Genomic DNA, 18175 nt, shown 5'->3' with positions numbered 1-18175 from the left:
CTGTCTTCCTTACCGTAGATTGTGGCGGCGCCGGTTACCCTTACGGGCTTTGGGCTCTGGCTCTTCTAGCAGCAAGGAAAGAGAAATACGCTGACGGGCCGGGTCTGCTTCAACCACCCGCACCTGCACAATATCACCAGATTTAACAATGCTGTGAGGGTCAGAGACAAACTCGCGGCTCATCTGCGAAACATGCACCAGCCCGTCCTGGTGCACCCCAATATCCACAAAGGCACCAAAGGCTGCCACGTTAGAGACGGTGCCCTCAAGAATCATGCCGGGGGTCAAATCGGCGATAGTCTCAACACCTTCTTCAAAGCGTGCGGTGCGGAAGGTGGGGCGGGGGTCGCGCCCAGGGGCTGAAAGCTCAGCAATAATATCGGTGATGGTGGGCAAACCGACGCTAGCTGTGGTGAAGTCACGCGGGTCCAGGGCCGCCAGGGCTTCTGCGCTGACCTTACCCTCAATGAAACCACCGGCAGCAGCCACCATAGAGCGGGCCAGATCGTAGGATTCGGGGTGCACCCCGGAGGCATCTAAGGGTTCAGTACCATCGGTGATACGGACGAACCCGGCAGCTTGCTCAAAGGCTTTAGGGCCCAGGCGGGGCACCTTCAGCAAATCGGTGCGGCAGGTGAAAGGGCCGTGTTCGGTACGGTAGGCAACAATGTTTTCGGCAATGGTCTTGTTCAAGCCGGCAACACGGGCAAGCAGGGCTGGGGAGGCCGAATTAACAAGCACACCCACCGCGTTGACGGAATCTTCAACAACCCCGTCAAGGGCACGGGTCAGGGCTGCCGGTGACACATCGTGCTGGTACTGGCCCACACCGATGGATTGGGGTTCAATTTTGACCAGCTCGGCCAGGGGGTCTTGCAGACGGCGGGCAATAGAGACCGCCCCGCGCAGGGAGACATCCATGCCCGGCAGTTCGCGACTGGCAAGTTCTGAGGCGGAGTAGACGGAGGCACCTGCCTCGGAGACAACGACCTTCTGGAGCCCGCGGTAGCCGCTAGCTGTGCATTCTTTCATCAGGTCAGAGGCAAGTTTGTCGGTTTCTCGGCTGGCGGTTCCGTTACCGATGGCTATGAGTTCTACCTGGTAGGTGCCCACCAGGTGCGTGAGCCTATCGAGGGAGGCCTGCCACTGGTTGCGGGGCGCATGGGGGTAAATAAGGTCAGTAGCCAGCACTTGGCCGGTCTGCCCTACCACTGCAACTTTGACGCCGGTGCGCAGGCCAGGGTCCAGCCCAAGGGTGGTGCGGGAGCCAGCAGGTGCTGCCAGCAGAACATCGCGCAAATTGGAGGCAAAGACGGTGATGGCGTCCTTTTCTGCCTGTTCGAAGAGAGAGGTTCTGGCTTCTGAGGCCAGGCGGGGCAGCAGGCGCTGGCGGCAGGCTATGCGCACAGTTTTAGCCAGCCAGCCAACCACCATGGTTTCGTCGGAGACCATGTTGAGCACCTGGGCACCAATTCCCAGGGCTTCGGCCACGGTGCGTTCGTACCAGCTGCGTTCCCGGTCGTATTCTTCAGCCAAAATTTCGGCTGCTTCGCGGGCCGCACCTTTGAGGGAGGACTTGGCCGGTGGGAGCACGTCCACATCGACGCTGACCTTGACGGCCCCTTCTTTTTCGGCCCGGAGTAGGGCTAGCACCCGGTGGGAGGGGATACGGCGGATTTCTTCATTGAATTCGAAGTAGTCGCTGAACTTGGCACCAGCTTGCTGCTGGCCGGGGATCAGGCGGGAGGTGATGACGCCGCGGCGCATGAAGCGTTGGCGGAGGGTTTCTGCCAGGGCTGGGTCTGTGAGGGCCTGTTCAATCAGCAGGGCGCGGGCCCCTTCCAGGGCGTTATCGACTGAGGCGACGGTTGCTTCAACGGTGCCGGGCTCAGCATCAGCTAGTTCAGACTCAACGTAGGCCTCAGCGATGTCAGCGGTGGGGGCGAAGGGAACTTCTAGCAGGTCTTCAACTAGTGATTCCAGCCCGGCCTCCCGCGCGAGGAAGGCCAGGGTCTTGCGCTTGGTTTTGTGGGGGGCGTAGAGCGCTTCGAGCTCATTTTTGGTGGGGGCGTGCGCCAGGGCGGCTGCCAGTTCTTCTGTCAGTAGGGCACGTTCGTGCAGGGTGCGGACGATTGCCACCCGGCGCTCTTCGAGTTCTCGCAGGTAGCGCAGGCGTTCAGCTAGGGTGCGGAGCTGGGTGTCGTCAAGCCCACCGGTGGCTTCTTTGCGGTAGCGGGCGATGAAGGGCACGGTGGCCCCGTCATCGAGCAGGGCTATAGCTGAGCGCACCTGGTCGGCCCGGGCACCGAGTTCTAGAGCGATTCGTTCCTCGAGGGGAGGGAGGGGGGTGTGGGGGGCATCTGCCGCGCCTGCATGTGTCATAGTTTCTAGTTTCTCATACTGTTTTTGCTGTTGGTTTGAGCAGGCTCTGCCAGGTGATGGGGGTCTGCTGTGGGGGCTGGGGGAGGTTACTTGGGTGGTGGGTGTTTGTTCATCTACTTGTAATAGTTAAGCTTGCAGTGGTCACAGAGGGGTGGGAGCACCTAAAGTGGTGCTACAGGGTACTTGGGAGCGGTCTAGACAGGGCTGTTACCAAGACTCTTTGACCCCGAGCCCATTCTTGTTTGACCTTGCTTTGGAGAACCACTGTGCCAGAGGAAACCGATCTTTCCTATACCGAATTCTGCGAGCGCTATGACTCGCTCTTGAGTGGGCTTGCGAGCATGGGCTGGACCTCTTCTGAAGCTCTTCATCGTGTATCTGTGCTTTACCCTGGTCTTGACCGGGACTTGGTGGAGCAGGCGGTTCATTCTGGCCGTTGGCTTTTTGGTAATGGTCAGGGGCAAACTCATTCGCATGTGCTGATGGCTTCGGCCCTGTGGTATGCGGTGGCTGTGACCTATGATTTGGACCCTGATTACGAGTACGCGGCGGTGGGGATTGACCCCATTATTATTCAAGATCTTCCGCGTATGCTTGAGGCTTTTGCTGTGCCTCCTGAGGAGATCGCTACGATTGTTGGGCGTATTGGTGCTGCTCTCAATTACATGGCCCAGCACCCCTATACTGAGCTTGATGAGCAGACCTACGATGATTTTTTGGCTCATCTTCCGCAGGAGATTGTCCATATTTCTCGTGGGGATTTCTCTTGGCCTCCGTCTCGGGCTCTGATTGAAGATCGCCTGGGGGATCGTTCTTGGTCTAGGGCCTTGCTGAAGGTGGGGGTTTGCCCGCCCAATGCTGAGGAGCAGGGTATCACGCTTGCAGCTAGTACCCTCAGTGAGCGTGTTTTCCGTAATACTCTGGGCGAGTTTTTGAACTATTGCATCCGTTATGACCGTAAGCCGTCGGTTTTGCTTTATGGTAGTTGGGCTGAGGATTCGGCAAGAAGCGGGCGCGTGCCTCACCTGGGTACGGTGCGAGCTAAGTATGGTTCGTGGCATGTGGCTCTTCAGGCTGGCCGTCAGATGTTTAATGATGTGCTGCTCATGGGGGCTTCGGGCTTGTCTGCCCGGCCTGTGGGTCAGCCTGCGGTTGATTCTACTGAGTCTCTTAATATTAAAGAGATTCAGGCGCAGGGTATTGGTGTAGTGCAGCCTAAGACTCTGACCGAGGCTGAGCGTGTTGAGCGGGCCTGGCGGCAGTTGGTTTCGGTCACGGAGCAGCGTCTTGAGGAGTTGCCCTGGAATCTTTCCTTGCGGATCTATTACATCTGCCCTGAGGTGGTTGCGACTAAGGATTTCACTAATTTTGTGAGTATTTTGCGTTCCCCTGCTGGCTATTTTTGTGAGCTGACGTCTCCTGATGAGTTTGAGACTATTGAGGTTGAGCTTGATACCGAGATGCTAGAAGATGCGGGGTGGACGGCACCTAATGGCCGGTGGACCCGTAACTTCTTGTCGGTTAAGGACGCCGCCGAGGGCATTATTGAGGCTATGCGTGAGGGTATGGGCTGTGACCGCCCTGATTTCTATCAGTCAGATGATCCGGCAGGCCACCCGGCGGTGAATGTGGCTCACCCTACTACCGGGTCTATTCCTATGGTGCCTGTGACCGGTAGTGGTTATATAGCGATTGAGGATTTTAGGTAGGGAACCCAACTCACGGCGTTAGAATAGGTGACCTATGAGTACCTCCCGTAAGCGTCCTTCTGCCCCTCGTTTTTCTTCACCTAGTGACCGCCAGATTCGTGCGGGCGTCCGTTTTGTAGCGGGTTTACCTGCTGGTGTGCAGCGTGCCTTGGCTCTGCTGCTTGTTGTGGTCTTACTGGTGGGCGGTCTGCTGTGGTTGCGGTCGCACCAGTGGAATGTGCGGTCTGCTCTTGATAGTTTGCTCAACCCTGCGGGTACGGCTGTGAGTACCGGATTTTCGGGTTCTGGGGTGCAGACTTATTCGACGGCTAGTGAGGTTCTTGAGGGTTTAACGGTGGCTGATTCCTACTCTGGGACTAAGTATAAGCGTGATGCTTATGGGCAGGCTTGGGCTGATATTGACAAGAATGGTTGCGATCAGCGGAACGATATTTTGACCCGTGATCTTACCGACCTTGATGTTGCTAGTAACTGTTTTGTGCTCTCAGGGCACTTGGTAGACCCTTATACGGCTGAGGCTATTGATTTTAAGCGTGGGCCTAAGACGAGCGATGCCATTCCTATCGACCATGTGGTGGCGCTGTCTAATGCCTGGGTTTCTGGGGCTTGGCAGTGGAGCCCAGAGCAGCGGGTTCTTATAGCTAATGATCCGCTCAATTTGCAGGCGGCTGGGCAGACTGCTAACACGCAGAAGTCTGATAAGAGTGCGGACGCCTGGCTGCCCCAGCCCGGTTACCGCTGTGAGTATGTGGCGCGGCAGGTGTCGGTGAAGGCCGCCTATGGGCTTACTGTCACTGGTGCTGAGAAGCGGGCTATGCAGGGTGTGCTGGCAACCTGCCCTGATCAGCCAGCCTATCGGTCTGCTTTTACCGGCTAGCTAGTGGCGGGCGGTGCGTGGCTCCCGGCAAGAAGGCGCCAGAGGCGAAATTTCCTCCTTCCAGGCCATGAGCACAGCCCTGGGTACCACCGTCGGTACCGGTAATATCGTTGGTGTTGTCCTCTCCCTGAGCATTGGTGGGCCCGGTATCTGCCGTGTTTTTGCCTGCTTCGGCATCGGAAACATGACCCAGGCAAAAGCCATCTCAGCTAACCTAGAGCACTCCTTCAGCATCTCGCCCTACCTTACTGCCGGCGTCCTTGCGGTAGGAACAGCCGCCGCCCTGCTTGGCGGCATTAGAACCGTAAAAAGGCTATCATTGGCTACCGCCTTATCTTCGCCCTGGTCTGTGGGCTGGGCGCTATCGCCCCACTCACCCTAGTCTTTGCCTTCTCAGACATCATGAACGGGCTGATGGCGATCCCCAACCTCATCGGGCTCTTGCTACTCTCTGGTCTAGTAGCGCGTGAGACTAAGAAGTACCTCACCCACCACCCCAACTCTTGAACACCGGGACACGACCAGCCTCAAAAAGGTCGCAGCAAAAATGGTTACCGATCCGCGGGCTGCTGACCGCCCAGATAAGACATCGAAATAATTTTTCGTACGCCTGAACACAAAACGCCAACAGTCCTATAGGTTGCGATATAAGCACGCTAAAATACCGCTAAAGTGGGGACAGGTCTTTTCGTATCTTCAACGTATTTCGCACATACTAGCGAAACGGCCTGCATGCTCATAGCCTCCCAGACCTGTGAGCAGCACCCATTCGGTCTCGCACCCGCACCTAGAAAAGGACACTCCTATGCCATTTACCCCTAACCGCCGCTCAGCTCTCAAACTAACCGCAGCAGCATCTGCCGCCTCCGCCCTAGCAGCTACCGCCACTACCGCCCACGCCAACGGCCAAAAGCGCATCGCCATTATCGGCTCCGGCTACGGCGGCGCAGTAGCCGCCCGCGCCCTCACTGAAAAGGGCTACACCGTCGACATGATCGAAATGGGCGCCGACTGGGAAAAGATGGCGCCTAAGTCAAACGGCTACCGGTTTGACCAGATGACCTCCCCCACCGAACGCTCCATGTGGTTCGAAGACCGCACCGACATGCCCCTCTCCAGCGTCTTCGGTCTAGACTACGTCAACCGCCCCATCAACCGGGCCGCCGGCGTCCTAGGCATCGAACGCTTCGCCAATATGAAGGTCTACGTGGGCAAGGGCGTAGGTGGTGGCTCACTGGCCAACGGCGGTATGGCAGTTACCCCTAACCCCTCTTTCTTCCAGCAAGTCCTACCCCAACTTGACGCTGCAGAAATGTACGCAACCTACTTCCCGCGCGCCAACACCAACCTGGGAGTCACCACACCCCCATCCGACGTGGTCGGCACCTCCAAGTGGTACCAGTTCTCACGAGTCTCTGCCTCCCAAGCAGCCAAAGCCGGCTTCAAACACCAGTTCGTACCTAACGTCTACGACTGGAACTACATGCGCCAAGAGAACTTCTCCCGCGTCCCCCGCTCAGCCCTAGGTCGCCAGGTCATCTTCGGTAACGACCACGGCAAAAAATCACTGCCCAAAACCATCTTGGCCACCGCCTTTGCCACCGGCAAAGTCAACCTCATCCCCCTGACCGAGGTAACCGCCCTCACCCAGCAAGCCGATGGCACCTTCTCCCTCGACTTGAAGACCATTGACTTCACCGGCAACCTGGTCAGCGCCACCACACAGGTCTACGACCGCGTCATCATGGCTGCAGGTTCTGTTGGCACCAACCGTCTACTGCTGCAAGCAAAGAACGCAGGCACTGTGAAGAATCTGCCCGCAACGCTGGGCACCAACTGGGGCCCCAACGGCAACATCATGGTAGCCCGCAACGTCAATGCTGCTACCGGCGGCTACCAGTCAGGAATCCCTGCCATGGGCATCTCCAACTGGGATAACTCCACCAACTCAGTCTTCGCAGAGCTTGCCCCCTTCCCTGCAGGCCTAGATATGCGCATCGGCCTCTACCTGGCTATCACCAACAACCCCAACAAGGGCACCTTCACCTGGAACGCCTCTACCGGCTCCATGGACCTCGACTGGGACTCCACCAAGGCAGCCCCCGGTGTTGCCGCAGCCAAAGCCTTCATGGACAAGATGAACGCGGCCAACCCCGGCACCTCCTACAACTCTGGTCTCTTCCAGGGTGGCAAGACCTTCGCCGACTACTTCACCTACCACCCGCTCGGCGGTGCCGTCATCGGTGAAACCACCGACCTCAACGGTGAAGTAAAGGGTGTGCCCGGCCTCTTTGTTATGGACGGCTCCCTGATTCCTGGCAAAATTGGTGTCAATCCCTTCGTCACCATTACTGCTATCGCAGAACGCAACATGGACCGTCTGCTGGCAGCAGGCCGTTTCGCCTAAGACTTTCGAGAGATGTACTAACCTATGACTTCTTTACTGACACCCCACCGCCGCACCCTGCTCAAGGCCAGCGCCTGGGCCGCTCCCGCCGTCCTAGCTACCAGTGCAATTCCCGCTTACGCTGCGAGTTTTGAAGAGATTCCTCGCACCGATCTGGCAATTCAGATTGCTGATCCCACTGTAGATTGGTCAACCTTTGAGCCTGTCTACGACACCCCTATTTACCGGGGCCCGACCACCACGACTAACGTAGCCGCTTACGCGTCTTTTCCCAATACCATGACCATCACCAATGTTGGTAGCGTACCAGCAGTTAACCCCACAGGGACCCTGCTCAGCGACATGCAGGACGTCTTTACGGATGCAACCGGCTCTAACCAGGCCGGAACCCAGGTCAATTCAAGCGACTCCCGCGTCACCTTCACCTACGCAGGCTCAGCAGGCTGGGGTTCTCCCAGCTTTGTCTGGACCTTTGCTGGTACTCTGCAGCCCGGCGAGTCAGTCGATATTCCCCTGCGCTACTACATCAACTGGCCTTTCTGGAACGTCCAGTATGAGCTCTTCCTATCCGCTACTGTAATTGACGAGATGGACGGCGACTCAGACGATAACTCCGATCACATGGGTACTACCCAGGGCCGCGTTACCTACTAAGTAGAGCTATGAGGAACCTTCCACCGGGGCAGGCTGTTTTCAGCCTGCCCCGGTCTATATCTGTGGCGATATAATTGGGGACGCCTTTCTTTTCTCTACCGGCGGCACTTAGCGTTTCCGTGTGCGCCGGTTTATCTGTCTCAACCTCGCAAGGAGAGTTATGGAAACCAAGAAGCAACAACAAGATCTAGCAGCCAAAGCCGAACGTGCAGCAGCAGGTGAAGATTTGAGCGCCCCGGTCCCTGAAAAATTTCACCGCCAGCCCTACTCCTTCGTCCGCCGCGGCGACCGCCTGACCGCCCGCCGCCAAAAAGCCTGGGACGCCTACGCCCCCACCCATGTGCTTGACCTACCCCGCAACGTTGGGGATACTTCGGTAGCTGAGGGTGCGACCTTTGACCAGCAGGCCCTTTACGGACGCACTGACGCGCCCCTGGTCGTTGAGATTGGCTCCGGCCTGGGTGAGGCTATCGTCAATCGGGCTGCCCAGGTACCTGAGGCTAACTTCCTGGCTGTTGAGGTCTACACCCCCGGTATCGCTGACCTGCTGCTGAAGATGGGCCAGGCCGGTGTTGAGAATGTGCGTGTTGCCCAGGCCAATGCCCCTGAGCTGCTGGATCATCTGCTGGAGGAATCTTCTGTTGATGAGCTCTGGGTTTTCTTCCCTGACCCCTGGCACAAGGCCCGCCACCACAAGCGTCGCCTGGTCTCCCCTGCCTTTGCCGATAAGGTAGCGCGTGTGCTCAAGCCCGGTGGCATTTGGCGTCTGGCCACTGACTGGGAGGAATATGCCCTGGTCATGCGCGAGGTACTCGAAGCTCACCCCGATTTCACTAATGCCCACGCCGGTGAAAACACCACTGAGGAGGACCCGGTCGGTGGCTGGGCTCCGCGCTGGGAAGGACGCGTGGTGACCAGTTTCGAGCGCAAGGCCGGTGAGGCAGGGCGTCGCGCCCATGACCTGACCTTTATTCGTCGATAAAAGGGTTCAGTAGTAAAAGTAGAGAAAAGGCGCCCCACCACAGGCTCATGCACTGCGGTGGGGCGCTTTATACCTCTAGCGAGTTAGGTAGGAGCCGCTTGTCGTGCTCTTATTGTTGGTCTACCAGCGGGTGATGGCTGCCAGGTTCTCTTCGGAGCTTTCGGGCAGGGGCTTTACTTCGCCGCCGGAGCGTAGTACCAGGTTGATAGCCTGGGCTGCTTCGCTCAGGCCTTCGCCGGTGGTGGCCTTCTCGTCTTCTGCTACCAGCAGGGTTGCAATCTGGCCCTGCTTGGCTGCTTCGAGCACTTCGCCTGCGCCGATGTAGCGCTTGCCAGAGCGGGCGTCCTCAAGCTGCTGGTTGAGGCTCTGGGTTTCGTGCTGAGCCTGCTCTTGAAGCACGGGCTGGAGCTTTTCCAGGAGCTGGGCTTCGCTCATCTCGTCCACGCGGCCGTCGCTAATGGTGGTCTCTAGTACCTGGCCCCATTCGGTGAAGCTGCGGAACTCGTTGGTGAGTTCTTCAATACCGGCCAGTACCAGGGGGTGGCGCAGGGGTTCGTTAACCTCGTCTTCGATGCCCTTGGCCACCTTGCGCAAGAAGCGTTCGCGGTAGATGCGGTCGGTGTCTGAGTCGTTGGTGTGGGCGTGGAAGGTTGCTACTCCCCCACCCTTGGGTACCTGCTGTTGGGTGCGCTGCACATCGTAGTCATCGTAGATGTCCTCTTCGCTTTCGATCATGTGCTTGAGGTCGATTTGGCCGATGCGGGTGCCGTCAGTTTCGAAGAGTCGCACGTCTTTGCGGGAGAGTGCTAGCAGGTGCAAGCTGGTGTCGGTGCTGAGCAGGGGTACTAGGGAGGTGAGGTCGTAGTCCCCTGCTACGGTGACTGCTTCGGGTAGGTCCAGGGGCAGGCGTAGGGCGGTCATGGTGCCGTTTTCTAGTAGGACGGCTAGGCCGTCGCCTTGGTGCTGCCAGTAGTCACGGTCATCGACGAGTTCGTGGGCTGGTGCTAGCAGTGCTTCTGCGTCTACGTCTCTTGCTTCTAGCTTTTCGCGAGCGGTAGCTAAGAGGTTGCGGAAGCGGGTGGAGTTTCCGGTGGTGTCTCGCCCTGCGCGTTCGGTGGGCATGGTGAGGGTGACGCGAGTTGCTCCCTCTGCCGCAGGTGCGGTGAGTGCTTTAGTGTCAAGAGCGTCAAAGGGCTTGTTGGTGGAGAGCTGGGCCTCGGTCATGGTCGACTCCTTTTTAGTCGGTTGGGGTAGCGGAAGTATTAACCGCTCCTAGAACTAAGCTAACTGGCTATAAAGGTGGCTTCAAGAGTATTCGGCCTAGAGAGAAGATAATGACAGTCTATTAACGCTAGACAGCTAAATTATCCAGACAATTAGAAGAACTGGTCTTGACTAGCGTAGACTTAAAGATTGTGGCGGCACCCAACCTTGGGTGCCGCCACAATATTTTAAGATGGCAGGCTTAACGCGGCCGGTAGAGCACCACGGCCTGGGAGGTAGAGCGTGCAGCCGGACGCTTGCCACGAGCTAGATGCATAGCCCCACCAGAGGTACCGGCAGCAAAAACGCGAGAACCCTCCTGAAGGCGATTGCGCAGATTCTCGTTATCAGCCTGCAACTCAACAATGCGGGTCCGCAGGGCCTCCACCTGGTTCTCAAGCTGCATGATGCGCTTAATACCCTCTAGTGAAACACCGGACTGGGAAAGCTCCTGGATCTCCTGAAGCTGCTGCACATCCCGCTCAGAATAGCGGCGGGCACGGCCCGGGGCCCGCTGGGGCTGAACCAGACCTAGCCGGTCGTACTGGCGCAGGGTCTGCGGGTGCATACCGGCTAGCTCAGCGGCCACAGAGATAACAAAAACTGGGCGATCGGCTTCCAATGTCATGTTTAACCGCCTGCTTTCCTCAGCATCTCTTCACGGGGGTTAGTTTGCGGGGCAGCTGCGATGAAGGCATCGAGGGCGGCTTCAGCTTCGGCAGTGAGATTGGTGGGCAACTGTACCTCAGGGATGACCAGCATATCGCCGCTACCCTTCTTGGTTACAAAGCCGCGGCCCTTAGCGCGCAGTTTACGGCCTGCCGGTGAGCCAGCGGCCAGGCGGAGCTTAACGCTTCCACCATCAAGGGTGGGGGCCTCGATGACGCCGCCCTTCACAGCTTCTTCCAGAGTGACCGGCACGCGCACCAGCAGGTTATCCCCTTCCCGCTCAAAGTAGGGGTGGGTATCTACGCGGACGGTGACAATCAGGTCCCCTGCCCCACCGGCACCGGGGTGCCCCTTGCCGCGGGCACGGATTTTCTGGCCGTCCTTAACGCCGCGCGGTAGGCGCACCTGGGTTTGGGAGCCGCCGGGGCGGAAGACTGAAACCTCAGCACCCTCATAGGCCTGTTGGAGGGTGATACGGGCACTAGTGGTCGCGTCTTTCCCCTGGGGCGCTGGCTGTGAGAAACCACCACCGGGGAAACCGCCGCCAGCGCCGGGGAAGCCACCTGCAGAGCGTGCTCCCCCACCAAAACCAGCGCCGCCACCGAACATGCCGCCGAGCAAATCTTCAATGTTAATGCCGCCAGCACCGCCACTGGTGGAGTAGGTGAAGTTACCGCCGCCAGGGAAACCACCGGGGAAACCGCCGCCAGCGCCGCTGAAGCCCGCGGCCCCGTACTTGCGGATCTGGTCGTACTCTTCCTTCTGCTTGGGGTCTGAGAGCACGTCGTAGGCTTCTGAGACTTCCTTGAACTTCTTCTCAGCAGCCTCATCACCGGGGTTCTGGTCGGGGTGGTACTTGCGGGCCAGCTTGCGGTAGGCCTTCTTAATATCTGCCTCGGAGGAATCCTCGGCTACGCCTAGTACCTTATAAAAATCTTGATGGAGCCAGTTTTCACTCGCCATGTGCCTCTCCTTCCGAGGTAGATCCTATGTCTTTTAGTGTCTTTTAGAGGGGTAAAACTGGGCGGGCACCCAGCCTGACCTATCAGGCCGGGTGCCCGCCCGCGTCCTTATTCTGCTACCGCAACAGCTACCTGGGCGGTTCGGACCACACGGTCCTTCACCTTATAGCCGTTACGTAGAACCATGGAGACTGAGTCAGGCTCAACCTCACTGGTGGGCTGCTGCAATACAGCCTCATGCACCTGGGGGTTGAAGGGTTCGCCAATCTCACCGAATCGCTCTAGGCCCTGCTTGGTTAGGGTCTCTTCGAGCTTGTTGGCAATCGCAGCGAAGGGGCCTTCTTCAAGGTCACCGTGCTTGCGGGCGGCGTCAATATCATCGATGACCGGCAGCAGGGCTGCTACCAGGTCGGCGATGACGAAGTCACGCAGCTGGTCTTTTTCCTTGGCGGTGCGGTTCTTGTAGTTGGTGAACTCGGCCTGAAGGCGGCGCAAATCCTCAAGGCGTTCGGCGGCTAGAGCCGCGTCAGCGTTTTCGGTTGCCTCTGCGCTATCGCCTGCCTTAGCTGCGGCAGATTCTTCGTCTACCGCAGCGTCAGCGGCTACACCTTCGGGCTCGGGGTGGCCTTCAGCAGCCGGGGCGGCGAAGGCGTCCTCCAGAGGGTCGGTGCCCTCGGGCTGGTTGTCTGCGGGCTCGTTGGTGTTCTCAGCCATGGTTAGTTCTTCTTCTCGTCTTCTTCATCGATTACTTCAGCGTCAACGACGTCGTCATCTTCAGCCTTAGCGCCTTCACCGGCTGCTGCATCTGCCTGAGCCTGGGCGTAGAGAGCCTCGCCCAGCTTGGTCTGAGATGCCTGCAGCTTCTCGAAAGCGGTCTTGACGGCCTCATCATCTTCACCTTCAAGGGCAGCCTTCAGGGCGTCAATGTCGGCCTGGACCTCGGTCTTGACGTCCTCGGGTAGCTTCTCGCCGTTTTCCTTGATGAGCTTCTCGATGGAGTAGGCGGTGTTCTCAGCCTGGTTGCGGGTCTCGGCGGCCTCGCGGCGGGCCTTGTCCTGCTCGGCGTGAGCTTCGGCGTCCTTAACCATGCGGTCGATGTCTTCCTTGGAGAGGGAGGTACCACCGGTGATGGTCATGGACTGCTCGGTGCCGGTGCCCTTGTCCTTAGCTGAGACGTGCACGATGCCGTTAGCGTCGATGTCGAAGGTAACTTCAATCTGGGGCACGCCGCGGGGGGCCGGGGCGATACCGGTCAGTTCGAAGGTGCCCAGGTTCTTGTTGTCGCGGGTGAATTCGCGTTCACCCTGGAAAACCTGAATCGATACTGAGGGCTGGTTGTCTTCAGCGGTGGTGAAGGTCTCTGATCGCTTGGTGGGGATTGCGGTGTTGCGCTCGATCAGCTTGGTCATCACACCGCCCTTGGTTTCGATACCGAGGGAGAGGGGGGTGACGTCGATGAGCAGAACGTCCTTGCGCTCACCCTTCAAAACGCCTGCCTGCAGGGCTGCACCCATGGCAACGACCTCATCGGGGTTGACGCCCTTGTTGGGTTCGCGGCCACCAGAGAGTTCCTTGACGACCTCGGTGACGGCGGGCATACGGGTGGAGCCACCGACCAGAACGATGTGGGCGATGTCTGAGACCTTGACGCCTGCTTCAGCGATGACGTCGTTGAAGGGCTTCTTGGTGCGCTCAATCAGGTCTGCGGTCATGTCCTGGAACTTGGCGCGGGTCAGCTTCTCATCCAGGTGGATGGGGCCCTCGGGGGTAACGGAGAGGTACTGCAGGGAGATGTTGGTGGAGGTTGCTGAAGACAGTTCCTTCTTAGCCTGCTCCGCTGCTTCGCGCAGACGCTGCAGGGCAATCTTGTCCTTGGAGAGGTCAGCGCCGGTCTTGGACTTGACCTGCTCTAGCAGGAAGTCAACGATGCGCTGGTCCCAGTCGTCACCACCGAGGCGGTTGTCACCGGAGGTTGCGCGTACCTGGATGGTGGAGAAGCCGTCGTCGTCCTTACCAACTTCAAGAAGGGAGACGTCGAAAGTACCGCCACCGAGGTCGAAGACCAGAATCAGTTCGTCTTCGTTGCCCTTGTCCAGGCCGTAGGCCAGGGCTGCTGCGGTGGGTTCGTTGACGATACGCAGGACGTTCAGGCCAGCGATTTCGCCAGCTTCTTTGGTGGCCTGACGCTCAGCGTCGTTGAAGTAGGCGGGGACGGTGATAACAGCGTCGGTGACTTTGTCGTTCAGGTAGGCTTCAGCATCGCCCTTGAGCTTCATGAGGGTACGGGCTGAGATTTCCTGGGCGGTGTACTTCTTGCCGTCGATGTCGGTAGTCCAGTTGGTGCCCATGTGACGCTTGACGGAAGCGATGGTGCGGTCAACGTTGGTGACTGCCTGGCGCTTGGCGACGTCGCCTACTAGAACTTCGCCGTCCTTTGAGAATGCTACGACGGAGGGGGTGGTGCGGGCGCCTTCCGCGTTGGCAATAACGGTGGGCTCGCCACCTTCGAGCACTGATACAACTGAGTTGGTGGTACCGAGGTCAATACCTACTGCACGTGACATTTTTTCTCCTGAGAGGTTGGTTATCTGTAAATCTTTCAAACAAGTTGAGCCGCGCAGGCTCAACTCGCTTGTCTTGATATCTAGTTTGCCACGTTTCAGAGAGAAGTCAACAGAGTTGAGTTAAAAAGACTCAACTTTTTTGCGCAGCTAAAGTTTAGGTTAATCAGAGCTGACGTCAGACTTACCCTGCCTTTACAAGACCAAGGCAGGCACGGGCGTCCGCACCTGTTAAAACCCTGAAAGTGCCTACAAAAAAGTCGGCACCCTGCATGCAGCAGGGCACCGACTCTAGTCAGAAGATAGGAGCTTCTTATTTACTCGGTACAGATTCTGTACCGTTGAACTCATCAAGAAGCTTAGCCTTGACACTTTCTTCGGTGTTCATACCAACAATCGCCCAGTTTTCACCGTAAACAGCCCAACCATTCTCACTGTCAGCTTCAGAGAAATCAGATAGTTCCTCATCAATTGTAGGGTTACCCTCGGCGTAGATGCCCATGACTAAAGGTGTAGAGTCATCAGCTTCCAACATGCTCATCATGTTGCTCAAGTCAACCGAGGAGCACATGAAAATACCAATGTCTTCAGGGTTTACATTCAAGTTAGGAGCTTCTTCTTCCTTAATATCCTCCATCTCTGACTTTATGACAGTATCAGCGCTATCTAGACACTTAGAGGCGGCAGAACCAGCAGTAGCTTCCTGCATGCCACCCTTGAATTTGTCGTAGCTAGAAACCTTGCTTGACCCGCCAAAGACACCGGTCAGGAAAAGAAGAGCGATAATAATAATCGCGATAGCAACAGCAATCAAACCACCAATAAGCAGGCCCGTGTTCTTCTTCTGAGGGTTCACGGGAGGCTGCCCTACAGGGGCACCTACAAAAGTATCGGGTGCCTGAGTACCGGGAACAGGCTGAGCAGCACCGCCCATGGGAGCAGGCTGGCTAGCAGCAGGCTGATGAGCATTAGGGGTGGTGGGCTGGTTGGGGTTGGGGGTATTGGGCTGGTCGGTCATGGAGAATCTCAATTCTTCAGATGTACAGTGTATTCGCAATAACTTTACCCAAAATGAGCAGTCTTCTCCTCTTTCGCGGGTGTATATGCAGCTTTATTTATTTTTCTATAGGCGGTACGCAAAAGCCCCACAGGTGTGTGGCCTGTGGGGCTTTCGTCATCTCGAAAGAACTCAAGAAACTGAGTGTCTGGTGCTACTCATCTTCAGTTCACTGCTGTATGAACCGGGCAAGCAATGCCTGAGAGTAGCACCATCAAGTGTGTGTACCTGTAAGACTATACATAGATTGCCCCTAGTTTTCCGCCTGAGAGCGAACTTTTTCTCACTTTTTATTCAGGTTCTCCCTAAACCCAGCTCTGACCGAAGGCATCATGCGAACATGGTGACTATGTATCGAATTATGACTGTATGCACCGGAAATATCTGCCGCTCCCCTATGGGCGAGTACCTCATTAAGCAGGCCGCTACCCAAGCTGGGCTCACTGTAGAGGTAGCTTCTAGCGGCATTTCGAACGAAGAAAAGGGCAACCCCATTGACCGGCGCGCCAAAAAAGTGCTGGACGAACTCAACATCAATACTGGCTCGCACAAAGCCAAGCAGTTTACCCGCGCTGATTTTGACCGCTACGACCTGCTACTAGCCATGGACACCAACCACTACCGGGAGCTCAAGCGCCTAGCGCCCAACGATGAGGCAGCGAGCAAGGTCCGCCTGATGCGCGAGTTCGACCCGGCTCTAACAGATAAGCCCCTAGACCAGCTAGGTATCTACGACCCCTGGTACGGTAATATGAGCGATTTCTATGAAACCTTCCAGATGATTCAGAACGCTGTCCCCGGAGTGATTGAGCACGCCCAAACCCACCATAACTAGCTAGCGCCGAATAATGAGCAGTGCGGTAGCCTGAGGGCAGAAGGTATAGCGAGGTGAAGGAGAATAGAGTGCTTGAGCTAAGGGAGTTAGCCGCCGTAGGTGAGGTGGTAGTGCAGGCCCGCCACCGGTTACACGGTGAGAGGCCACTGCTAGTAGCTCTTGATGGGCGCAGCGGGTCAGGTAAAACCACCCTGTCGGCTGAGCTGGCTGCCTGGGTCAAAGAGCAAAACATCCCCGCCCAGGTCTTTCACCTGGAGGACCTCTACCAGGGGTGGGGCGGGTTAGCGCAGGCCGCCCTAGCCTGGCAGCAGCTTGCCCAAACGGTAGTGAGCGGACGCGCCAACACCACAGACCAAACCCCCCACTGGTTTGGCTGGGATTGGGGCACCTCCCAGCCCACCGGCCCCCACCCTTTTACCGCCGCCTGGCAGGCAGCAGGTGGCGTGCTCATCGCTGAGGGGGTAGGGGCTCTCACCGGGGCCCACGATGTAGGCATTTTCGTAGAACTCGATGCTACCCGCCGCAGGCAGCGGGCCCTAGCTAGAGATGGGGAAATCTACCTCCCCTACTGGGAGATGTGGGCGGAACAAGAAGCCGAGCTACTCACAGCCTACGCCAGCGCCTATGCGGGCGCGGACGTCCGCTATCTTCCCGCCCAAGAGCACTAGCACTGGCCCGGAGGGGTTTGCGGCTACAGGTAAGTTTCCCGGTTATCTATATCTACCCCCCGCGCCAGGTAGCCCAGCAGCTCTTCGGTGAGCTGCGGGCTAGTGGCCAGGGGTGTGCCGTTGAGGTGGGTGACGGGGGCAAGAAGCCGCACGGAGGAGGCCAGCCAGAGAGCATCTGCCTCTAGTAGGTCTTGGGGGTAGAGGGGCCCGTAGCCCAGTTCCCACCCGGCTGCGCGGGCACCAGCAAAAATGGCGCCCTGAGTAGTGCCAGGCAGAATACCGTGGGAGGGTTCGGGGGTGTAGAGCACCTTCTTCTGGCCTTCAGTTTTGGCGAGGATGACAGATGAGGTTGCCCCCTCAAGAATACGGCGGTCCTCGGTGACCCAGATGGCATCATCTGCGCCGTGTTTGCGCACATAGCGTAGCACCGACATGTTGATGGCGTAGGAGAGAGTCTTGGCACCGGCTAAGAGCCAGGGGTAGGCGGAGTCTTCTGCTGGGTCGTGGCCGCGCGGTAGGAGCATGGCCCGCACCCCTTGCTGGCGCTGGCGCAAAATGGTGGGTGAGGACGGGGCCACAGTAACCCAGGTGTGGGGGCCGGCTTCAACGGTGCCGCGCGAGATGATGATTTTGACGGTGTGTTCTTCACCTAGCACGGTCTGGGGGCCTTGGGCTGCTGCATCGAGAGCTAGTTGCACGGCGGCGCGTAGGCCTTCTTCGGCAGGTAGGGGCAAATCGAGCAGGCGGGCGGAGCTTGCTAGCCGGGCCAGGTGAGCCTCAAATTTGCGGACGCGGCGGTTGGCAGCCAGCATAGTTTCGAAGACGCCGTCGCCTCGGGTGAGCCCCTGATCTTCAATGTTGATGAGGGGGGTGGTGGCGTCAACCAGTTCACCAGCGGGATTTTCTGGGGTTAGCATCACAACGGTTGTAGTCATACTTCTAAGATTAGCCCTTAACTCTGATGCTCCCGCGGCAACCTGGCTTGCAGGTTATCGGCGGGAGCATCTGATGCGAGCACCATACGCGGTGCGAGCGTGCTTCACGTCGTTTGGGCTAGAGACTGAGAAGCATGAAGGCCGGCTCTTCCAACCGTGGGGTTTGGTGACCGGCTATATATTTTTACTCTAACGCGATGGCCTGTCTTTTCTC

General features: G+C 57.9%; 17 protein-coding genes. 9 read left to right on the top strand and 8 right to left on the bottom strand.

All coding sequences use genetic code 11. From position 1 onward, the window contains the following. Nucleotides 1-9 precede the first annotated feature (9 nt). On the bottom strand, nucleotides 10-2382 hold the full coding sequence (locus tag ACEE09_RS03095; RefSeq protein ID WP_449081977.1) for a Tex family protein: 2373 nt from the start codon (nucleotides 2380-2382) through the stop codon (nucleotides 10-12). Nucleotides 2383-2648: 266 nt separating this feature from the next. Between ACEE09_RS03095 and ACEE09_RS03090 the strand changes: the two genes are divergently transcribed. The 7 genes from ACEE09_RS03090 (at nucleotide 2649) to trmB (ending at nucleotide 9011) form a co-directional block, all read left to right on the top strand. Next, nucleotides 2649-4091: a TY-Chap domain-containing protein gene (locus ACEE09_RS03090; RefSeq protein ID WP_449081975.1), complete on the top strand. Its 1443-nt coding sequence runs from the start codon at nucleotides 2649-2651 to the stop codon at nucleotides 4089-4091. A 34-nt stretch (nucleotides 4092-4125) separates the two neighbouring features. Then, nucleotides 4126-4968 (top strand): HNH endonuclease family protein, encoded by an 843-nt coding sequence (locus ACEE09_RS03085; RefSeq protein ID WP_449081973.1) that lies wholly within the window; start codon nucleotides 4126-4128, stop codon nucleotides 4966-4968. A gap of 13 nt (nucleotides 4969-4981) precedes the next feature. Then, nucleotides 4982-5350, top strand: coding sequence for an alanine:cation symporter family protein (locus ACEE09_RS03080; RefSeq protein WP_449081972.1), 369 nt, complete (start codon nucleotides 4982-4984; stop codon nucleotides 5348-5350). Beyond that, the gene (locus tag ACEE09_RS03075; protein ID WP_449082180.1) at nucleotides 5284-5475 is read left to right on the top strand and encodes an alanine:cation symporter family protein; all 192 of its coding nucleotides are present in this window, start codon (nucleotides 5284-5286) and stop codon (nucleotides 5473-5475) included. Before ACEE09_RS03080 ends, ACEE09_RS03075 begins: the two co-directional genes overlap by 67 nt. 298 nt (nucleotides 5476-5773) lie before the next feature. Continuing rightward, nucleotides 5774-7375 carry a GMC oxidoreductase gene (locus ACEE09_RS03070; RefSeq protein ID WP_449081970.1) on the top strand — a complete coding sequence of 534 codons (1602 nt, stop codon included), beginning with the start codon at nucleotides 5774-5776 and terminating at the stop codon, nucleotides 7373-7375. Between the two features lie 24 nt (nucleotides 7376-7399). Beyond that, nucleotides 7400-8029 carry a hypothetical protein gene (locus tag ACEE09_RS03065; protein ID WP_449081968.1) on the top strand — a complete coding sequence of 210 codons (630 nt, stop codon included), beginning with the start codon at nucleotides 7400-7402 and terminating at the stop codon, nucleotides 8027-8029. A gap of 160 nt (nucleotides 8030-8189) precedes the next feature. Continuing rightward, a complete protein-coding gene (gene trmB, locus ACEE09_RS03060; RefSeq protein ID WP_449081967.1) occupies nucleotides 8190-9011 on the top strand; it encodes a tRNA (guanosine(46)-N7)-methyltransferase TrmB in 822 nt (273 codons plus the stop codon). A gap of 120 nt (nucleotides 9012-9131) precedes the next feature. Here the strand turns inward: trmB and ACEE09_RS03055 are convergent, their stop codons facing one another. The 6 genes from ACEE09_RS03055 to ACEE09_RS03030 form a co-directional block, all read right to left on the bottom strand. Beyond that, a complete protein-coding gene (locus tag ACEE09_RS03055) occupies nucleotides 9132-10235 on the bottom strand; it encodes a baeRF3 domain-containing protein (protein ID WP_449081965.1) in 1104 nt (367 codons plus the stop codon). 241 nt (nucleotides 10236-10476) lie between these two features. After that, the gene (locus ACEE09_RS03050; protein ID WP_449081963.1) at nucleotides 10477-10902 is read right to left on the bottom strand and encodes a heat shock protein transcriptional repressor HspR; all 426 of its coding nucleotides are present in this window, start codon (nucleotides 10900-10902) and stop codon (nucleotides 10477-10479) included. A gap of 2 nt (nucleotides 10903-10904) precedes the next feature. Further along, entirely contained in the window at nucleotides 10905-11906 is a 1002-nt protein-coding gene (locus tag ACEE09_RS03045) for a DnaJ C-terminal domain-containing protein (RefSeq protein ID WP_449081961.1), read from the bottom strand. Between the two features lie 107 nt (nucleotides 11907-12013). Further along, on the bottom strand, nucleotides 12014-12619 hold the full coding sequence (locus ACEE09_RS03040; protein ID WP_449081960.1) for a nucleotide exchange factor GrpE: 606 nt from the start codon (nucleotides 12617-12619) through the stop codon (nucleotides 12014-12016). 2 nt (nucleotides 12620-12621) lie between these two features. Then, complete coding sequence (dnaK, locus tag ACEE09_RS03035) at nucleotides 12622-14469, bottom strand: molecular chaperone DnaK (RefSeq protein ID WP_449081958.1); 1848 nt, start codon at nucleotides 14467-14469, stop codon at nucleotides 12622-12624. 310 nt (nucleotides 14470-14779) lie between these two features. Next, nucleotides 14780-15484 carry a hypothetical protein gene (locus tag ACEE09_RS03030; protein ID WP_449081956.1) on the bottom strand — a complete coding sequence of 235 codons (705 nt, stop codon included), beginning with the start codon at nucleotides 15482-15484 and terminating at the stop codon, nucleotides 14780-14782. Between the two features lie 400 nt (nucleotides 15485-15884). Between ACEE09_RS03030 and ACEE09_RS03025 the strand changes: the two genes are divergently transcribed. Both ACEE09_RS03025 and ACEE09_RS03020 read left to right on the top strand, forming a co-directional pair. Continuing rightward, the gene (locus tag ACEE09_RS03025; RefSeq protein ID WP_449081954.1) at nucleotides 15885-16358 is read left to right on the top strand and encodes a low molecular weight protein-tyrosine-phosphatase; all 474 of its coding nucleotides are present in this window, start codon (nucleotides 15885-15887) and stop codon (nucleotides 16356-16358) included. A gap of 53 nt (nucleotides 16359-16411) precedes the next feature. Continuing rightward, a complete protein-coding gene (locus tag ACEE09_RS03020) occupies nucleotides 16412-17026 on the top strand; it encodes a hypothetical protein (protein ID WP_449081952.1) in 615 nt (204 codons plus the stop codon). A 23-nt stretch (nucleotides 17027-17049) separates the two neighbouring features. Here ACEE09_RS03020 and ACEE09_RS03015 read toward each other — a convergent pair whose 3' ends face one another. After that, nucleotides 17050-17961 carry an aminotransferase class IV gene (locus tag ACEE09_RS03015; protein WP_449081950.1) on the bottom strand — a complete coding sequence of 304 codons (912 nt, stop codon included), beginning with the start codon at nucleotides 17959-17961 and terminating at the stop codon, nucleotides 17050-17052. Between the last annotated feature and the right edge of the window lie 214 nt (nucleotides 17962-18175).

This window comes from Rothia sp. 88186D007BW (assembly GCF_053544215.1).
Note: the sequence above shows the minus strand (reverse complement) of the source record. Positions and strands in the feature narration are given on the sequence as shown.

What these genes read in the sequence shown, in the direction of transcription:
- ACEE09_RS03095 (WP_449081977.1), bottom strand. Translation starts at nt 2,382, where the DNA reads ATGACACATGCAGGCGCGGCAGATGCCCCCCACACCCCCCTCCCTCCC.
- ACEE09_RS03085 (WP_449081973.1), top strand. Translation starts at nt 4,126, where the DNA reads ATGAGTACCTCCCGTAAGCGTCCTTCTGCCCCTCGTTTTTCTTCACCT.
- ACEE09_RS03070 (WP_449081970.1), top strand. Translation starts at nt 5,774, where the DNA reads ATGCCATTTACCCCTAACCGCCGCTCAGCTCTCAAACTAACCGCAGCA.
- ACEE09_RS03065 (WP_449081968.1), top strand. Translation starts at nt 7,400, where the DNA reads ATGACTTCTTTACTGACACCCCACCGCCGCACCCTGCTCAAGGCCAGC.
- trmB (WP_449081967.1), top strand. Translation starts at nt 8,190, where the DNA reads ATGGAAACCAAGAAGCAACAACAAGATCTAGCAGCCAAAGCCGAACGT.
- ACEE09_RS03055 (WP_449081965.1), bottom strand. Translation starts at nt 10,235, where the DNA reads ATGACCGAGGCCCAGCTCTCCACCAACAAGCCCTTTGACGCTCTTGAC.
- ACEE09_RS03050 (WP_449081963.1), bottom strand. Translation starts at nt 10,902, where the DNA reads ATGACATTGGAAGCCGATCGCCCAGTTTTTGTTATCTCTGTGGCCGCT.
- ACEE09_RS03045 (WP_449081961.1), bottom strand. Translation starts at nt 11,906, where the DNA reads ATGGCGAGTGAAAACTGGCTCCATCAAGATTTTTATAAGGTACTAGGC.
- ACEE09_RS03040 (WP_449081960.1), bottom strand. Translation starts at nt 12,619, where the DNA reads ATGGCTGAGAACACCAACGAGCCCGCAGACAACCAGCCCGAGGGCACC.
- dnaK (WP_449081958.1), bottom strand. Translation starts at nt 14,469, where the DNA reads ATGTCACGTGCAGTAGGTATTGACCTCGGTACCACCAACTCAGTTGTA.
- ACEE09_RS03030 (WP_449081956.1), bottom strand. Translation starts at nt 15,484, where the DNA reads ATGACCGACCAGCCCAATACCCCCAACCCCAACCAGCCCACCACCCCT.
- ACEE09_RS03025 (WP_449081954.1), top strand. Translation starts at nt 15,885, where the DNA reads ATGACTGTATGCACCGGAAATATCTGCCGCTCCCCTATGGGCGAGTAC.
- ACEE09_RS03015 (WP_449081950.1), bottom strand. Translation starts at nt 17,961, where the DNA reads ATGACTACAACCGTTGTGATGCTAACCCCAGAAAATCCCGCTGGTGAA.